The 13,151-nt window shown below is 72.4% G+C and carries 12 protein-coding genes; 7 read left to right on the top strand and 5 right to left on the bottom strand.

Features of this window, described 5'->3' with window-relative positions; genetic code table 11:
• Positions 1 to 152: 152 nt before the first annotated feature.
• The 3 genes from ACZ7GJ_RS19140 to ACZ7GJ_RS19130 all read right to left on the bottom strand — a co-directional run bounded on the left by ACZ7GJ_RS19140 (position 153) and on the right by ACZ7GJ_RS19130 (position 1,954).
• Positions 153 to 770 carry a hypothetical protein gene (locus ACZ7GJ_RS19140; protein WP_470753115.1) on the bottom strand — a complete coding sequence of 206 codons (618 nt, stop codon included), beginning with the start codon at positions 768 to 770 and terminating at the stop codon, positions 153 to 155.
• Positions 771 to 988: 218 nt separating this feature from the next.
• A complete protein-coding gene (locus ACZ7GJ_RS19135; protein WP_470753114.1) occupies positions 989 to 1,759 on the bottom strand; it encodes a bestrophin-like domain in 771 nt (256 codons plus the stop codon).
• A gap of 33 nt (positions 1,760 to 1,792) precedes the next feature.
• Complete coding sequence (locus ACZ7GJ_RS19130; protein ID WP_470753112.1) at positions 1,793 to 1,954, bottom strand: hypothetical protein; 162 nt, start codon at positions 1,952 to 1,954, stop codon at positions 1,793 to 1,795.
• An 859-nt stretch (positions 1,955 to 2,813) separates the two neighbouring features.
• Here ACZ7GJ_RS19130 and ACZ7GJ_RS19125 point away from each other — a divergent pair.
• On the top strand, positions 2,814 to 3,644 hold the full coding sequence (locus ACZ7GJ_RS19125; protein ID WP_470753110.1) for an SAM-dependent methyltransferase: 831 nt from the start codon (positions 2,814 to 2,816) through the stop codon (positions 3,642 to 3,644).
• A gap of 65 nt (positions 3,645 to 3,709) precedes the next feature.
• Positions 3,710 to 5,881, top strand: a complete 2,172-nt coding sequence (locus ACZ7GJ_RS19120) for a putative bifunctional diguanylate cyclase/phosphodiesterase (RefSeq protein ID WP_470753129.1) — start codon at positions 3,710 to 3,712, stop codon at positions 5,879 to 5,881.
• A 92-nt stretch (positions 5,882 to 5,973) separates the two neighbouring features.
• Here the strand turns inward: ACZ7GJ_RS19120 and ACZ7GJ_RS19115 are convergent, their stop codons facing one another.
• Positions 5,974 to 7,056, bottom strand: a complete 1,083-nt coding sequence (locus ACZ7GJ_RS19115; protein ID WP_470753108.1) for an FAD-dependent monooxygenase — start codon at positions 7,054 to 7,056, stop codon at positions 5,974 to 5,976.
• A 114-nt stretch (positions 7,057 to 7,170) separates the two neighbouring features.
• Between ACZ7GJ_RS19115 and ACZ7GJ_RS19110 the strand changes: the two genes are divergently transcribed.
• A complete protein-coding gene (locus tag ACZ7GJ_RS19110; protein ID WP_470753106.1) occupies positions 7,171 to 7,827 on the top strand; it encodes a TetR/AcrR family transcriptional regulator in 657 nt (218 codons plus the stop codon).
• 41 nt (positions 7,828 to 7,868) lie between these two features.
• Here the strand turns inward: ACZ7GJ_RS19110 and ACZ7GJ_RS19105 are convergent, their stop codons facing one another.
• Positions 7,869 to 8,747, bottom strand: coding sequence for a LysR family transcriptional regulator (locus ACZ7GJ_RS19105; protein ID WP_365921023.1), 879 nt, complete (start codon positions 8,745 to 8,747; stop codon positions 7,869 to 7,871).
• Between the two features lie 95 nt (positions 8,748 to 8,842).
• Here ACZ7GJ_RS19105 and ACZ7GJ_RS19100 point away from each other — a divergent pair, with 95 nt between their 5' ends.
• The 4 genes from ACZ7GJ_RS19100 to ACZ7GJ_RS19085 all read left to right on the top strand — a co-directional run bounded on the left by ACZ7GJ_RS19100 (position 8,843) and on the right by ACZ7GJ_RS19085 (position 13,087).
• Complete coding sequence (locus ACZ7GJ_RS19100; RefSeq protein ID WP_470753103.1) at positions 8,843 to 9,547, top strand: succinate dehydrogenase cytochrome b subunit; 705 nt, start codon at positions 8,843 to 8,845, stop codon at positions 9,545 to 9,547.
• Position 9,548: 1 nt separating this feature from the next.
• Positions 9,549 to 11,525: a fumarate reductase/succinate dehydrogenase flavoprotein subunit gene (locus ACZ7GJ_RS19095; RefSeq protein ID WP_470753102.1), complete on the top strand. Its 1,977-nt coding sequence runs from the start codon at positions 9,549 to 9,551 to the stop codon at positions 11,523 to 11,525.
• Positions 11,522 to 12,262 (top strand): succinate dehydrogenase/fumarate reductase iron-sulfur subunit, encoded by a 741-nt coding sequence (locus ACZ7GJ_RS19090; protein ID WP_470753100.1) that lies wholly within the window; start codon positions 11,522 to 11,524, stop codon positions 12,260 to 12,262. Before ACZ7GJ_RS19095 ends, ACZ7GJ_RS19090 begins: the two co-directional genes overlap by 4 nt.
• 174 nt (positions 12,263 to 12,436) lie before the next feature.
• Positions 12,437 to 13,087, top strand: a complete 651-nt coding sequence (locus ACZ7GJ_RS19085; RefSeq protein ID WP_470753098.1) for a hypothetical protein — start codon at positions 12,437 to 12,439, stop codon at positions 13,085 to 13,087.
• Positions 13,088 to 13,151 lie beyond the last annotated feature (64 nt).

Raw genomic sequence — 13,151 nt, 5'->3', positions numbered from 1 at the left:
CACCAGCGAGATGGGCGCTGAAGAAGGCCCGATCGCGTGTGGCGAAGTCGCCGCGGGTCAGGTGCTGGCGTAGCAGGGTGACGGCTTGGCGGGGCGACCGGCGGTTCTCCGGGCGGCTGCGGGAGCGGCTGCGGCGGTGGGTCCGCCGTCCGTCAGTGGTTGCGGCGGGCGCCGCGCCTGCGCAGGGCGTACGTCGTACCGCCCGCGGCGGCGAGGACGAGCCCGGCGCCTGCGCCGAGCTCCACGGTGTCCAGCGCGGCCACACTGCCGCCGAGGCCGCCGCGGACACCCAGGGTGGCGCCGCGCGAGGCCCCCGTGCCGGTGCCGGTTCCGTTGCTGGTGCCGGTGCTGGTTCCGTTGCTCGTTCCGGTACGGGACCCGGTCGTGGAGTTCGTCGTGGGCCTGCTGGTGGCCCCGGCGATGGTGAGGTCGGCCGAACCGGTCTCCCCGTTGCAGGTGAAGGAGACGGAGTACAGGGCTCCGCGCCGGGCGTCCCGGTCCACCGTGACGCGCACGGTCTGGCCCCGCGGAATGCTCACGGTGTCGAAGACACCGGAGGAGGCGGTGGCGAAGGCGGCGTTGCAACCGGTGACGGAGAGCACGACCTGCCCGCCCGGAGCGACGGTCGAGGGGGTGATGGCGAAGCCGAACGAGGTGACGGGCAGCGGGGCGGCTGTCGCGAGGGGAGCACCGAGGACGCCGAGCGCGAGGGCGGCGCCTGCGGCGCCGGCGCTCAACAGGGCGGTGGCGGAGGAACGTATCGCACCCATGGTTCATTCTCCGGATCCCCGAGGAGCAGCCGCGGAACGGGTTTCCGCACGTGGGGGGTCGTGCGCCTCGGTGTCCGCCACGCTAGGCGCGGGCGCCGTGACCCGCGATCAGGAACGGGCGAACGGGTCATTGCGATGGGCCGAACCGGGGACGGGAGGCCCGCCCCCGGTTTGCGCGCGGCCGTCGGCGTACGGCGCGCGTACGGGTCGCGGCGGCGTCAGTCCTCCAGGCCCAGGTGCGGGAACTGCGCGAAGAACGGCTCGGCGGTGGCCGCGATGCCCCGCCCGAAGGGCGCGTCGAAGTCCCAGATGAGGAACAGCAGGAACGCGATGAGCGCGCTGAAGAGACCCGCCAGCAGCAGTTCCCGGAACGAACGGCGGATCTGCAGGGTGAAGATCAGTCCCACCGTCACCAGCGCCCCGGCGATCAGCCCGAACCACACCACGCCCGGCATGGTGGCTCCGGCGCTCTGGCCGCGCGCGTTGCGCGCGTCGTCCACGACGGCCGTCTGGTCCACCAGCGGCTGGTACGCCTGCCCCTCGTGGTCGGTCTGCGGCTCGTAGTCCGTCACGTCACGCCGGATGCGCTCCAGCAACTCCCCGCTGCGGTCGGTGAGATCGCCGTTCTCGGCCATCTCCTTCCACTCCGTCTCCACGACGTAGCTGACGTACGCGTCCACGTCGGAGCGGATCTTCTTGCGCACCTCGGCGGGATAGACCTCGGAGCGGACGCTGATCTCGTGCAGGGCCTGCGCCTCCTGGCGCACGTACTCCTGGGCGGCGCCGCGGCCCTCCCAGACGCCTGCGATCGCCAGGCCCAGGACGATCGCGTAGATCACCCCGATCATCATCGTCATGTACTCGATGACGTCCGGGGTCTCGCTCGGATCGTCGTTCTCCCCGATCCGGCGGTGGTTGACGAAGGTGATGGACAGCACCACGGCGCAAGCCGCGGCCATCGCAATGGTCAGGACGAGCCATTCCGACAAGATGACTCCCAATGGGTAACGGTCCGGGCGGGTCTAGCGCGGGCGCAGCGCGACGATCGCGAGCACCGCGGGAACCGCGGTCATCAAGGTGAAGGTCACCGGTGAGATGTGGCGCTCCACCGGCTTGCGGGCTTCGAAGCGGTACGTCGGCCGGGCCACCGGCTTCATCGGCGCGGGCGCCGGCGGAGGCGTCACCGGGACGGCGGGCGCTGGCGGCGGTGGCGGGGCGGGCGCCCGGTACACACGGGGCGCGGCCGGGGCCGGAGCGGGTTTCGGCGGGGCCGGTGCGGGTGGCTCCGGCGCCGGTTCGGGCGGGGGCGGAGGAGGCGGTGGCGGTGGGGTGGGCTTGGGCGGCGGCGGGGTCGGAGTGGGGGTCGGCGTCGGGGTCGGGGTGGGCTCGGGAGGGCACGGCGGGGGAGGCGGCGGCGGGCAGTGCGGGCCGTGATGACTTCCGGGGTGCCCGTGGCCCCCGTGGTCGCCGTGGCTCCCGTGCCCGGGGCCGCCGTGCCCATGGCCGTGGCCGCGGCCGTCGTTCTCGCTGCCGCCGTGATGTCCGCCACCCCGGGCGGTTGCCGGCCCGCCTCCGCCGGTGGCCGAGGACGCCCGGACGGCAGCCGCGACGTCGTCGGCGCCGATCGTCGGGTAGGTGCTGCTATCGGCCACGGCCGGCGTGGCGGCCAGGGCCGCCCACAGCAGGACCGGGACCGCCAGCAGGCGCCTGGTAGAGGCTCTGTTCACCCGGGGAGCATGGGCCCGCGCGCGCCGGTGCGCGCGGGGGACGGCCGCGGTTCGCCTGAACGGGTGGAGTGCGGACCGTAGAGGTTTGAGCCATCTCCGGATGGGATCCGACCCGCTATCGCCCAATTCACAAAAGGTATTTGTCGGTTTCGATCATTCTTCGAGTCCGCTGCGGTACAGGCCTTTGGTGTGTGACGAAGAACGGATGGCCAATTTCCGCTTTCGCTCGCTCCGTTGGGCAATGATCAGTACATTCGGCTCGGACAGGAGTCCGACCCCGACCGGACCACCGCAGGACTACGGCTTGGAGACCCCGATGGAGCGACCCGCCTGGGCCCCGCCAGGCATCGACATATCGGTGCCGAGCGTGTCCCGCATCTACGATTACTACCTGGGCGGCTCCCACAATTTCGAGGTCGACCGCCAGGCAGCCCGTCGGGCCATGGAATTCATGCCGGGCCTGCCCAAGATCATGCAGGCGAACCGGGCATTCATGCGCAGGGCCGTCCGCCACGCGGTCGCCGAGGGCGTCACCCAGTTCCTCGACATCGGCTCCGGCATCCCCACCTTCGGCAATGTCCACGAGATCGCCCAGGCCGCCAGCCCCGAGGCCCGCGTGGTCTACGTCGACCACGACCCGGTGGCCGTCGCGCACAGTCAGGCCGTCCTGGCCGGCGACGACCGCACCGCCGTCGTCGCCGCCGACCTGCGCAAGCCGCGCGACATCCTGACCGCCCCCGAGGCCGCCCGGCTGCTCGACTTCGACCGCCCCGTCGCCCTGATGCTGGTCGCCGTCCTGCACTTCCTGGAGGAGGCGGACGACCCGTACGCCCTCGTCGCCGAGCTGCGCGACGCGCTGGCCCCCGGCAGCATGCTGATCCTCACCCATGCCTCGTACGAGGGCATCCCGCTCTCCGAGGAGGCCGCCAGCGGCACCGTGGGCGTCTACCGGGACATCCGCAACCCGCTCGTCATGCGCACCGGCGAGCAGATCACCCGCTTCTTCGACGGCTTCGAACTGATCGAACCCGGCGTCGTGGCCATGCCCGACTGGCGGCCCGACGGCCCCGAGGACCCACAGGACGGCGACGTGCAGGAGGACCCGTACGCCTTCTCGGGTTTCGCCGGAGCGGGACGCAAGGCGTGAGACTCCCGGCACAGACCGCAGGCCCGGCCGCACCTGCGGCGGGCGCCGCGGGGGCCCGGGGCGCAGTGGCCCCGCAGGCCGCCGAGGCCGCCGCACACGGCGGCGGCCTCGAGGACCGGATCGGGCGGTTCGCAACCATCTGGGGGCGGGCGATCTTCCCCGTGACGGCGACCTCGCTCACCCGGGTCGAGTTCGAGCGGCACCTCGTACCGCTCACCCGGACCCTCGTCGAGGCCCTGCACGCCCGGCCCTTCGACGCCGGGGTCGCCCAGCGGGTCGGCGCCGAACTCGTCGCCGTGCACTGCACCGACCCCGAGGCGCTGGCCGGCACCCTCGGAGTCGTCGAGTCGTACCTGGTGCTCTACTGCGGCCCGGACGGCTCCGGCGCCGACGGCACCGAGGAGTACCGCTCCCGCTGCGCCCGGCTCCAGCACGCGATCGCCGCCGGCTTCGCCCGCGCGCTGCGCGAGCGGACCCTGCGGGAGCAGGAGGCCATCGCCCGCTCCGCGCTCACCGCCCGCATCGACGCCCAGCAGGCGCTGCACGCGAGCGAGGAGCGCTTCCGGGCGGTCTTCGAGGGCGCGGCCGTCGGGATCGGCATCGCCGACCTGAAGGGCAACGTCCTGGAGGTCAACGACGCGCTGATGCAGATGTTCGGCGGCATGGACGGCCACGTCCGGGGCCGCAACGTCAACGAGTGGGGCCACCCCGACGACCACCCGCACGTCTGGCGGATGTACGAGGAGCTCGTGCGCGGCGAACGCGAGAGCTACCGGGTGGAGAAGCCGTACTACCGGCACGACGGGACCGTGCTGTGGACCAACCTGACGGTCTCGCTGCTGCGCGACACTGAGGGCGTGCCGCAGTACCAGCTGGCGCTGATGGAGGACACCACCGAGCGCCGGCTGCTGAACCTGCGCCTGCGCTACGAGGCCACCCACGACGCCCTGACCGGGCTGCCCAACCGGACGCTGTTCTTCGAGCGGCTGGAGAAGGCCCTGAGCGGGGCCGGCGGTGCCCGCTTCGGCCTGTGCTACCTGGACCTCGACGGTTTCAAGGCGGTCAACGACAGCCTCGGCCACTCGGCGGGCGACCGGCTGCTGGTGGAGGTCGCGGACCGGCTGCAGAGCTGTGCGACCGGCCCTGGCGAGGTCGTCGCCCGGCTCGGCGGCGACGAGTTCGTCGCACTGACCACCGGCTCCGACACCGAGGAGAAGGCCACCGAGCTCGCGGTGCGCATCCTCTCCGCCCTGGCCGCGCCCATCCGGCTGGAGGGCCGGGAGCTGACGGTCCGGGGCAGCATCGGCATCGTCGAGGGACCGGCCCGCGAGCGCACCCCCGCCGAGGTCCTGCGCAGCGCCGATATCACCATGTACCGGGCCAAGGCGGCCGGCGGCAACCGCTTCGAGTTCGCCGACGCGGAGGCCGACGCCCGCGCCATCACCCGGCACGGCCTGACCAACGCCCTGCCGGCGGCGCTGGAGCGCGGCGAGTTCTTCATCGAGTACCAGCCCCTGGTGCACATGCACGACGGCAGCGTGCACGGTGCGGAGGCGCTGGTGCGCTGGTCCCACCCGCAGTACGGGGTGCTCGGCCCGGACCGCTTCATCCCCCTCGCCGAACGCACCGGGCTGATCGTGCCGCTCGGCCGCTGGGTCCTGGAGGAGGCCGTCCGCCAGGCCCGGAACTGGCAGCGCCAGCACGGCGGCTCGGCCCTGCGGATCAACGTGAACCTCTCGCCGACGCAGCTCCACCACCCCGGGCTGGTCGCCGACACGGTGGCGGTCCTGGAGAACTCCGGCCTGGCTCCCGGCGCACTGTGCCTGGAGGTCACGGAGTCGGCCCTGATCGGCGCCGACGACGAACTCCTCGAACCCCTGCGCCGGCTCGCCGCCCTGGGCGTGGACATCGCGCTCGACGACTTCGGTACCGGCTACTCCAACCTGGCCAACCTGCGCCGCCTCCCCGTCAGCGTCCTGAAGCTGGACCGCTCCTTCACCCAGGGGATGCAGCAGCAGCCTGCCAACCCGGTCGACGTCAAGATCGTGGAGGGCATAGTCGCCCTGGCCCACAGTCTCGAACTGGCCGTGACCGTCGAGGGGGTGGAGACGGGCGCCCAGGCGGCCCAGCTCCGTGCCCTCGGCTGTGACACGGCCCAGGGCTGGTACTACGCCCGCCCCGGCGCTCCCGACCGCATCCACACCCTCCTGCTCGCGGACGCCGTGCCCACCGCCTGACCGCCGGCCCCGCCGCACCGCCCGGCCCCGCCAGGCCGGCGGGCCCGGGGTGCGGAGCCCGGGGCGCGGGGGCGGGACGGCGGCCCGCCGGGTCAGTTCAGCCCTGCCTCCGTCCCCCGGCCCGGCTCGCGCACCGCGGCCAGGACCCGCCCGTGCCGCTCCGCGGTGTCGGCCAGCACCGCGGCCGCCGCGGGCAGGCGCTCCGCCTCGTACGCGTCGAGTACGCCGGGCTCCGCGGGCCGTGCGAGCGCGGCGGCCAGGGTCCGGCCGAGGGCGACCGCGTCCTGGACCCCGGTGTTCATGCCGAGCCCGCCGGCTATCGGGTGGACGTGCGCCGCGTCCCCGGCGAGGAAGACCCGGCCCTCCCGCATCCGGGCCGCCATCCGGACGTTGACCCGCCAGGCCGATATCCAGGTGGCGTCCGCCAGCCGGATCCCCGGTACCCGTGCGTGACGGTCGAAGAGCCGCTGGAAGCCCTCCAGCGAGGGCGGTATCGGCCGGCCCTGCGCGTCCAGTTCGGGGGAAGCCTGGAGTTGGAAGACCTCACTCCCCGGTATCGGGCACAGCAGGATCCCCCCGCCGTCCGAGGTGAACCACTGGTGCCAGTGGTCCCGGCTCAGCCCCGCCGCCGTGACGTCCCCGAGGACCATCGTGTCCGCCTCCTCGCTGTGCCCCTCGAACGGGATCCCGAGGAGCCGGCGGGTCGTACTGCCGCCGCCGTCGCATCCGGCGAGGTACCCGGCACGGACCAGGCGGCCGTCCGCCAGCCGGACGCCGACCCCGCCCGTGTCCTGGCTGATGCCGGTGACCCGGGCCTGGTACTCGACCCGGACGCCGAGCTCGGCGAGCCGGGCGCGGAGGGCTTCCTCCACCTGCCACTGGCCGATGAGGAGGCCGTCACCTGACGGCGGTGTGTCCTTGACGTGCGCGCCGTCGAAGTACTTGCGCAGGACCACCCCGCGGGTGCCGACGGCGGTCATCGGCCTGTCGGCGCCGAGCCGGGCGAAGGCCCTGAGGCTGCCCGGGGTGAGTCCTTTGCCCCGGGACTCGCGGTGCGGGGCGGTGCGCGCGTCGAGGACGCGGACGGCGACGCCTCGCAGGGTCAGGTCGCAGGCCAGGGTGAGTCCGGTCGGGCCGGAGCCCACGATCAGTACGTCGGTCAGTTCGTCGGTCATCGGAGGTCCCTCTCTTCGTCTCGTCGTCGGTGATTCAAGGAAAGCGGCTTCGACGAGAAAAAGCAACCCGGTTAAAAAAATAACTTGGTCACGCATCTGTGGTACGGTGGACGCATGGACACGGTGCACACGGACCACAAGACGGGTCTGCGAGAGAGCAAGAAGCTCCGCACACGCCGCCAGTTGGCGGCCACGGCGCTGGAGCTGTTCCTGGAGCGGGGCTTCGACGCCGTCTCCGTGGCGGACGTCGCCGCGGCGGCCGAGGTCTCCAAGCCCACCCTCTTCCGGTACTTCCCGAGCAAGGAGGACCTGGTCCTGGACCGGTTCGCCGACCACCAGGACGAGGCGGCGCGCATCGTGCGCGACCGGCCCGCAGGGCAGGGCCCGGTGGCCGCACTCCACGCGCACTTCATCGGGGCCCTCGGCGAGCGCGACGCCATCACCGGGATCTGTGACCACCCGCAGGTCCTGGCCTTCGAGCGGCTGCTCCACACCACCCCCAGCCTCGGATCGCGGATGGCCCACTACACGGCCCGGGAGGTGGAACTGCTCGCCGCCGTACTCGAAGCGGAGTCCGCCCCGCCGCTCATAGCGCGGCTCGCCGCCCGGCAACTGATCGATGTCCGCCATGAGTTGGGCTGGGAGAACTGGCGCCGCATCGAATCCGGCCAGAGCTCCGACGAGGCCCATCCGGCCGCAGTGGCCGACGCCGACCTGGCCTTCGGCATGCTGGCCGACGGGCTCGACCGGACCCTGCCCATACGTCCCTGAGGCCGTGACCGGAGGTGTCTGAGGGCCCCGAGCGGGGCCGGTCAGCCCACCAGCATGCGCTTCAGCTCCCGGGCCGCGCGCGGCGGAGCCACGTCCGTGCGGTGCGCCAGGGCGATGGTGCGCCGCAGGGGGGAGCCGGCCAGGGAGGTGGCCCGCAGGCCGGGGCCGGCGTGGTCCACCACCATGGCCGGCACCACCGCGATGCCGAGTCCCGCCCGCACGAAGCCCAGTACCGCGTCCATCTCGCCGCCCTCCACCGTGAACACCGGCTCGAACCCCTCGGCCCGGCAGGCGGCCACGGTGAGGTCCCGCAGGTCGTAGCCGTGGCGGAACATCACCATCGGCTCGTCCCGCAACGCCGACACCGTCAGCGCCCCGCCGCCGGCCGGGGGTGGGAGCGCCGCCGACGAGACCACCACCAGGTCCTCGGTCAGCAGTTCCACCGTGGTCAGAGCCGGCGCCGAGGGCGGCAGCGGCAGCGCGATCAGTGCGAGGTCCAGGGCCCCGCGCGCCAGTTCCCGTACGAGATCCAGCGAACCGCTCTCCTCGATCAGCAGCTCGATCCCCGGGTGCGCGGAATGGAAGGCGTGCAGCACACCCGGCAGCAGACCGGTGCACACACTCGGCGTCGCGCCCAGCCGGACCCGCCCGCGCCGCAGCTGCGCCAGCTCCTGCACCTCCAGCCGCGCGGTGTCCGCGTCCGCCAGGATCCGCCGGGCCAGTGGCAGCAGGGCCTCACCCGCGTCGGTGAGCGTGATGTTGCCGCGGGCCCGGCTGAAGAGCTCCGCGCCCAGCTCCCGTTCGAGCGCCTTGATCTGCTGTGAGAGCGAAGGCTGGGCCACGTGCTCCCGCTCCGCGGCGCGCGTGAAGTGCCGGGTCTCGGCCACGGCCACGAAGTACACCAGCTGCTGGAACTGCATGGGCCCAGGCTAGCCCCATACATAGGCAATGCCTATCGGGATCAGCCCCATCATGTCTTGGACCTTTCAGGACCTTGGTCCTTACCGTCTTCGACATGGCACTGGCAACGCGGACGGATCGACGGCCGTCCAGCACCCGCACACTCTGGGACTCCTCCGTCGGCAAGAAGTCAGTGATGGCCGTCTCCGGCCTGATCATGCTCGGCTACCTCGTCGTTCACATGCTCGGCAACCTGAAGATCTTCTTCGGCCCGGAGGAGTTCAACGGCTACGCCCACTGGCTGCGCACCCTCGGCTCGCCCTTCCTGCACCACGAGTGGGCCCTGTGGATCGTCCGCGTGGTCCTGGTCGCCGCCGTCGTCGCCCACGGGGTCTGCGCCTACCAGCTCAGCCGCCGCGACATCAAGGCGCGCCCGGTGAAGTACGCCCACAAGCGCCGCCGGGCGAGCTACGCGACGCGCACCATGCGCTGGGGCGGCACCATCCTCGCCCTGTTCATCGTGTGGCATCTGCTCGACCTCACCACGCTCACCGTCAACGAGCGCGCCTGGGCCGGCCACCCGTACGAGAACGTCCTCGCCACCTTCTCCACCTGGTACGGCAACGCCATCTACCTCCTCGCGATGGCCGCCCTCGGGCTGCACGTCCGCCACGGCTTCTGGAGCGCCGCGCAGACCCTCGGCCAGGGCAGTGCCCGACGCGACCGGACGCTGAAGTTCCTCGCCAATGCCCTCGCCCTCGTCCTCTTCGCGGGCTTCGTGTCCGTCCCCGTCGCCGTCATGACCGGAGTGGTGAGCTGACATGAGCAGGTACACCGACCACACCGACCACACCGACTACACGGCCTACACCACCGGCGAGCCCATCGCCGACACCAAGGCCCCCTCGGGCCCGATCGCCGAGCGGTGGGACCGCCGCCGCTTCGAGGCCAAGCTCGTCAACCCGGCCAACCGCCGCAAGCACCGGATCATCGTCGTCGGTACCGGCCTGGCCGGCGGCGCCGCCGGGGCCACCCTCGCCGAACAGGGCTACCACGTCGTCCAGTTCTGCTTCTCCGACTCCCCGCGCCGGGCGCACTCCATCGCCGCGCAGGGCGGAATCAACGCCGCCAAGAACTACCGCAACGACGGCGACTCCGTGCACCGCCTCTTCTACGACACCGTCAAGGGCGGGGACTTCCGCGCCCGCGAGTCCAACGTCCACCGCCTCGCCCAGATCTCCGTGGAGATCATCGACCAGTGCGTCGCCCAGGGCGTGCCCTTCGCCCGCGAGTACGGCGGCCTCCTCGACACCCGCTCCTTCGGCGGCGTCCAGGTCTCCCGCACCTTCTACGCCCGCGGCCAGACCGGCCAGCAACTCCTCCTCGGCGCCTACCAGGCACTCTCCCGCCAGATCGCCGCCGGCAACGTCGAGATGCACGCCCGCACCGAGATGCTCGACCTGATCACCGTCGACGGAGTGGCCCGCGGCATCGTCGCCCGCGACCTGGTCACCGGCCGGATCGACACCCACTACGCCGACGCCGTCGTCCTGGCCAGCGGCGGCTACGGCAACGTCTTCTACCTCTCCACCAACGCCATGAACTCCAACGCGACCGCCGTCTGGCGGGCGCACCGGCGCGGCGCGTACTTCGCCAACCCCTGCTTCACCCAGATCCACCCCACCTGCATCCCGCGCACCGGAGACCACCAGTCCAAGCTCACCCTGATGAGCGAGTCCCTGCGCAACGACGGCCGCATCTGGGTCCCCAAGGCCAAGGGCGACACCCGCCCCGCCGCCGAGATCCCCGAAGCGGAGCGCGACTACTACCTGGAGCGGATCTACCCCTCCTTCGGCAACCTCGTGCCCCGCGACATCGCCTCCCGCGCCGCCAAGAACGTCTGCGACGAGGGCCGCGGCGTGGGCCCCGGCGGCCAGGGCGTCTACCTCGACTTCGCCGACGCCATCCGCCGCATGGGCAGGGACCAGGTCGCGGAGAAGTACGGCAACCTCTTCGAGATGTACGAGCGGATCACCGCGGAGAACCCGTACGAGGTCCCCATGCGGATCTACCCCGCCGTGCACTACACGATGGGCGGCCTGTGGGTCGACTACGACCTCCACACCACCGTCCCCGGACTCTTCGCGATCGGCGAGGCCAACTTCTCCGACCACGGCGCCAACCGCCTCGGCGCCTCCGCCCTCATGCAGGGCCTCGGCGACGGCTACTTCGTCCTCCCCTCCACCATCAACGACTACCTGGCGCGCCACCCGCACCGCGACGCCGTCGACGACACCCACCCCGAGGCGCTGGCCGCCGTACGGGAGACACGCGAGCGGCTCGACAGGCTCCTCGCCGTCGACGGCGACCGCACCCCCGACTCCTTCCACCGGGAGATCGGCGAACTCATGTGGGAGTACTGCGGCATGGCCCGCACCGAGGAGGGGCTGCGCAAGGCCCTCGGCCGACTCCCGGAGATCCGGGAGGAGTTCTGGCGGCGCATCAAGGTCCCCGGCACCGGCGAGGAGTTCAACCAGTCGTTGGAGAAGGCCAACCGCATCGTCGACTACCTCGAACTCGCCGAGCTGATGTGCCTCGACGCACTCCATCGCGCCGAGTCCTGCGGCGGTCACTTCCGCGAGGAGTCCCAGACCCCGGAGGGCGAGGCCGAGCGGCGCGACGGGGAGTTCTCCTACGCCGCGGCCTGGGAGTTCGTCCGTAGCGGCGCCGCCCCCGTCCTGCACAAGGAAGACCTCGTCTTCGAGTACGTCCACCCCACCCAGCGGAGCTACGCATGAAGCTCAACCTGCGCGTCTGGCGCCAGCAGAGCGCCGACGCCCCCGGCACGATGGCCTCCTACGAGGTCGACGGCATCTCGAAGGACATGTCCTTCCTGGAGATGCTCGACACCCTCAACGAGGACCTCATCCTGCGCGGCGAGGACCCGGTCGCCTTCGACCACGACTGCCGCGAAGGCATCTGCGGCGCGTGCAGCCTCGTGATCAACGGCGATGCCCACGGCCCGGAGCGCACCACCACCTGCCAGCTCCACATGCGCTCCTTCGCCGACGGCGACACCATCGACGTCGAACCCTGGCGGGCAGCCGCCTTCCCCGTGGTCAAGGACCTCGTCGTGGACCGGGGAGCCTTCGACCGCATCATCCAGGCCGGCGGCTACATCACCGCCCCGACCGGCTCGGCCCCCGAGGCGCACGCCACCGCCGTGCCCAAGGCCGATGCCGACCGCGCCTTCGAGCACGCCGAGTGCATCGGCTGCGGCGCCTGCGTGGCGGCCTGCCCCAACGGCTCGGCCATGCTCTTCACCTCGGCCAAGGTCAACCACCTCGGCGTACTCCCGCAGGGCTCACCGGAGCGGGAGACCCGGGTCCTGGACATGGTGGCGACCATGGACGCAGAGGGCTTCGGCGGCTGCACGCTCACGGGGGAGTGCGCCACGGCCTGCCCCAAGGGGATACCGCTCCCGTCGATCGCCGCCATGAACAAGGAGTGGCTGAGGGCGGTCCGCAAGGGCTGATCCGCAGCCCGCCCCCGGGCGCGCGGCGCACCGTGGTCCGACCGGATGACCGTACGGACCGACCGGACGACCGGACGACCGGACGGTCCGATCGTATGGGCCGACCGGGCGCTCGTGGCAGCGCTACGCCGCGCCGTCCCCGGCGGTGACCGGGGCGCGGGCGACAGTGGGCCCATGCCACATGCCCCCGCCGAGCGCGGACCGCGACGCCGTACCGTGCTGGCAGCCGCCCTGGCCCCGCTCGCGGCGGTCGGCTGCGCCGCGCAGGAGCACCCCCGCGACCCGGCCCCCGGCCCGGCGGCAGCTGCCAAGGACGCCCTGGTCATGGTGATCCGGCACGCCGAGAAGCCGTACGCCGGGGACACCGGGGAGGACGACGAGGGCAACGAGGACCCCGGGTTCCTGGCCGGCCGGGGCCGGCGCCGGGCCCAGGAACTCCCGGCCCTCTTCCCACCGCTCCGCGGCGCCGCACTGCCCCGCCCCGGGGCCGTCTTCGCCGCCGGAGGCAAGGCGGGCGCGCCCGCCCGGTGCCGCCAGACCGTGGAGGTGCTGGCCGCGGCGCTGGGCATGCCGGTCCGTGCCGAGTTCGCCGTCGGCGCCGAACCGGCCCTCGGCCGGGCCGTGCTCGCCGCCCGGATGCCCGTACTCGTCTGCTGGGAGCACACCGGCATCCCCCGCCTCATCGGGGCCCTGGGCGCGCAGGGGGTCCTCGGCGTGCCCGCGACCTGGCCGGACCGCTACGACCTGGTGTGGATTTTCACCCGGCAACGGGGAACGTGGAGTTTCCGCGAGGTACCGCAGCACCTGCTGCCCGGCGACGCCTGAGCAGGGCGACCGCGCGGTTCCGGCGTACGCTGAGAAGTGGACTCGGGGCTGGCAGTGTGCCCGG

The organism is Streptomyces sp. NPDC037242 (genome assembly GCF_055604165.1).
The sequence above is the reverse complement of the archived record's forward strand: the minus strand, read 5'-3'. Positions and strand labels throughout refer to the sequence as shown.

What these genes read in the sequence shown, in the direction of transcription:
- ACZ7GJ_RS19105 (WP_365921023.1), bottom strand. Translation starts at nt 8,747, where the DNA reads ATGCAGTTCCAGCAGCTGGTGTACTTCGTGGCCGTGGCCGAGACCCGG.
- ACZ7GJ_RS19085 (WP_470753098.1), top strand. Translation starts at nt 12,437, where the DNA reads ATGCCACATGCCCCCGCCGAGCGCGGACCGCGACGCCGTACCGTGCTG.
- ACZ7GJ_RS19140 (WP_470753115.1), bottom strand. Translation starts at nt 770, where the DNA reads ATGGGTGCGATACGTTCCTCCGCCACCGCCCTGTTGAGCGCCGGCGCC.
- ACZ7GJ_RS19110 (WP_470753106.1), top strand. Translation starts at nt 7,171, where the DNA reads ATGGACACGGTGCACACGGACCACAAGACGGGTCTGCGAGAGAGCAAG.
- ACZ7GJ_RS19095 (WP_470753102.1), top strand. Translation starts at nt 9,549, where the DNA reads ATGAGCAGGTACACCGACCACACCGACCACACCGACTACACGGCCTAC.
- ACZ7GJ_RS19125 (WP_470753110.1), top strand. Translation starts at nt 2,814, where the DNA reads ATGGAGCGACCCGCCTGGGCCCCGCCAGGCATCGACATATCGGTGCCG.
- ACZ7GJ_RS19115 (WP_470753108.1), bottom strand. Translation starts at nt 7,056, where the DNA reads ATGACCGACGAACTGACCGACGTACTGATCGTGGGCTCCGGCCCGACC.
- ACZ7GJ_RS19090 (WP_470753100.1), top strand. Translation starts at nt 11,522, where the DNA reads ATGAAGCTCAACCTGCGCGTCTGGCGCCAGCAGAGCGCCGACGCCCCC.
- ACZ7GJ_RS19100 (WP_470753103.1), top strand. Translation starts at nt 8,843, where the DNA reads ATGGCACTGGCAACGCGGACGGATCGACGGCCGTCCAGCACCCGCACA.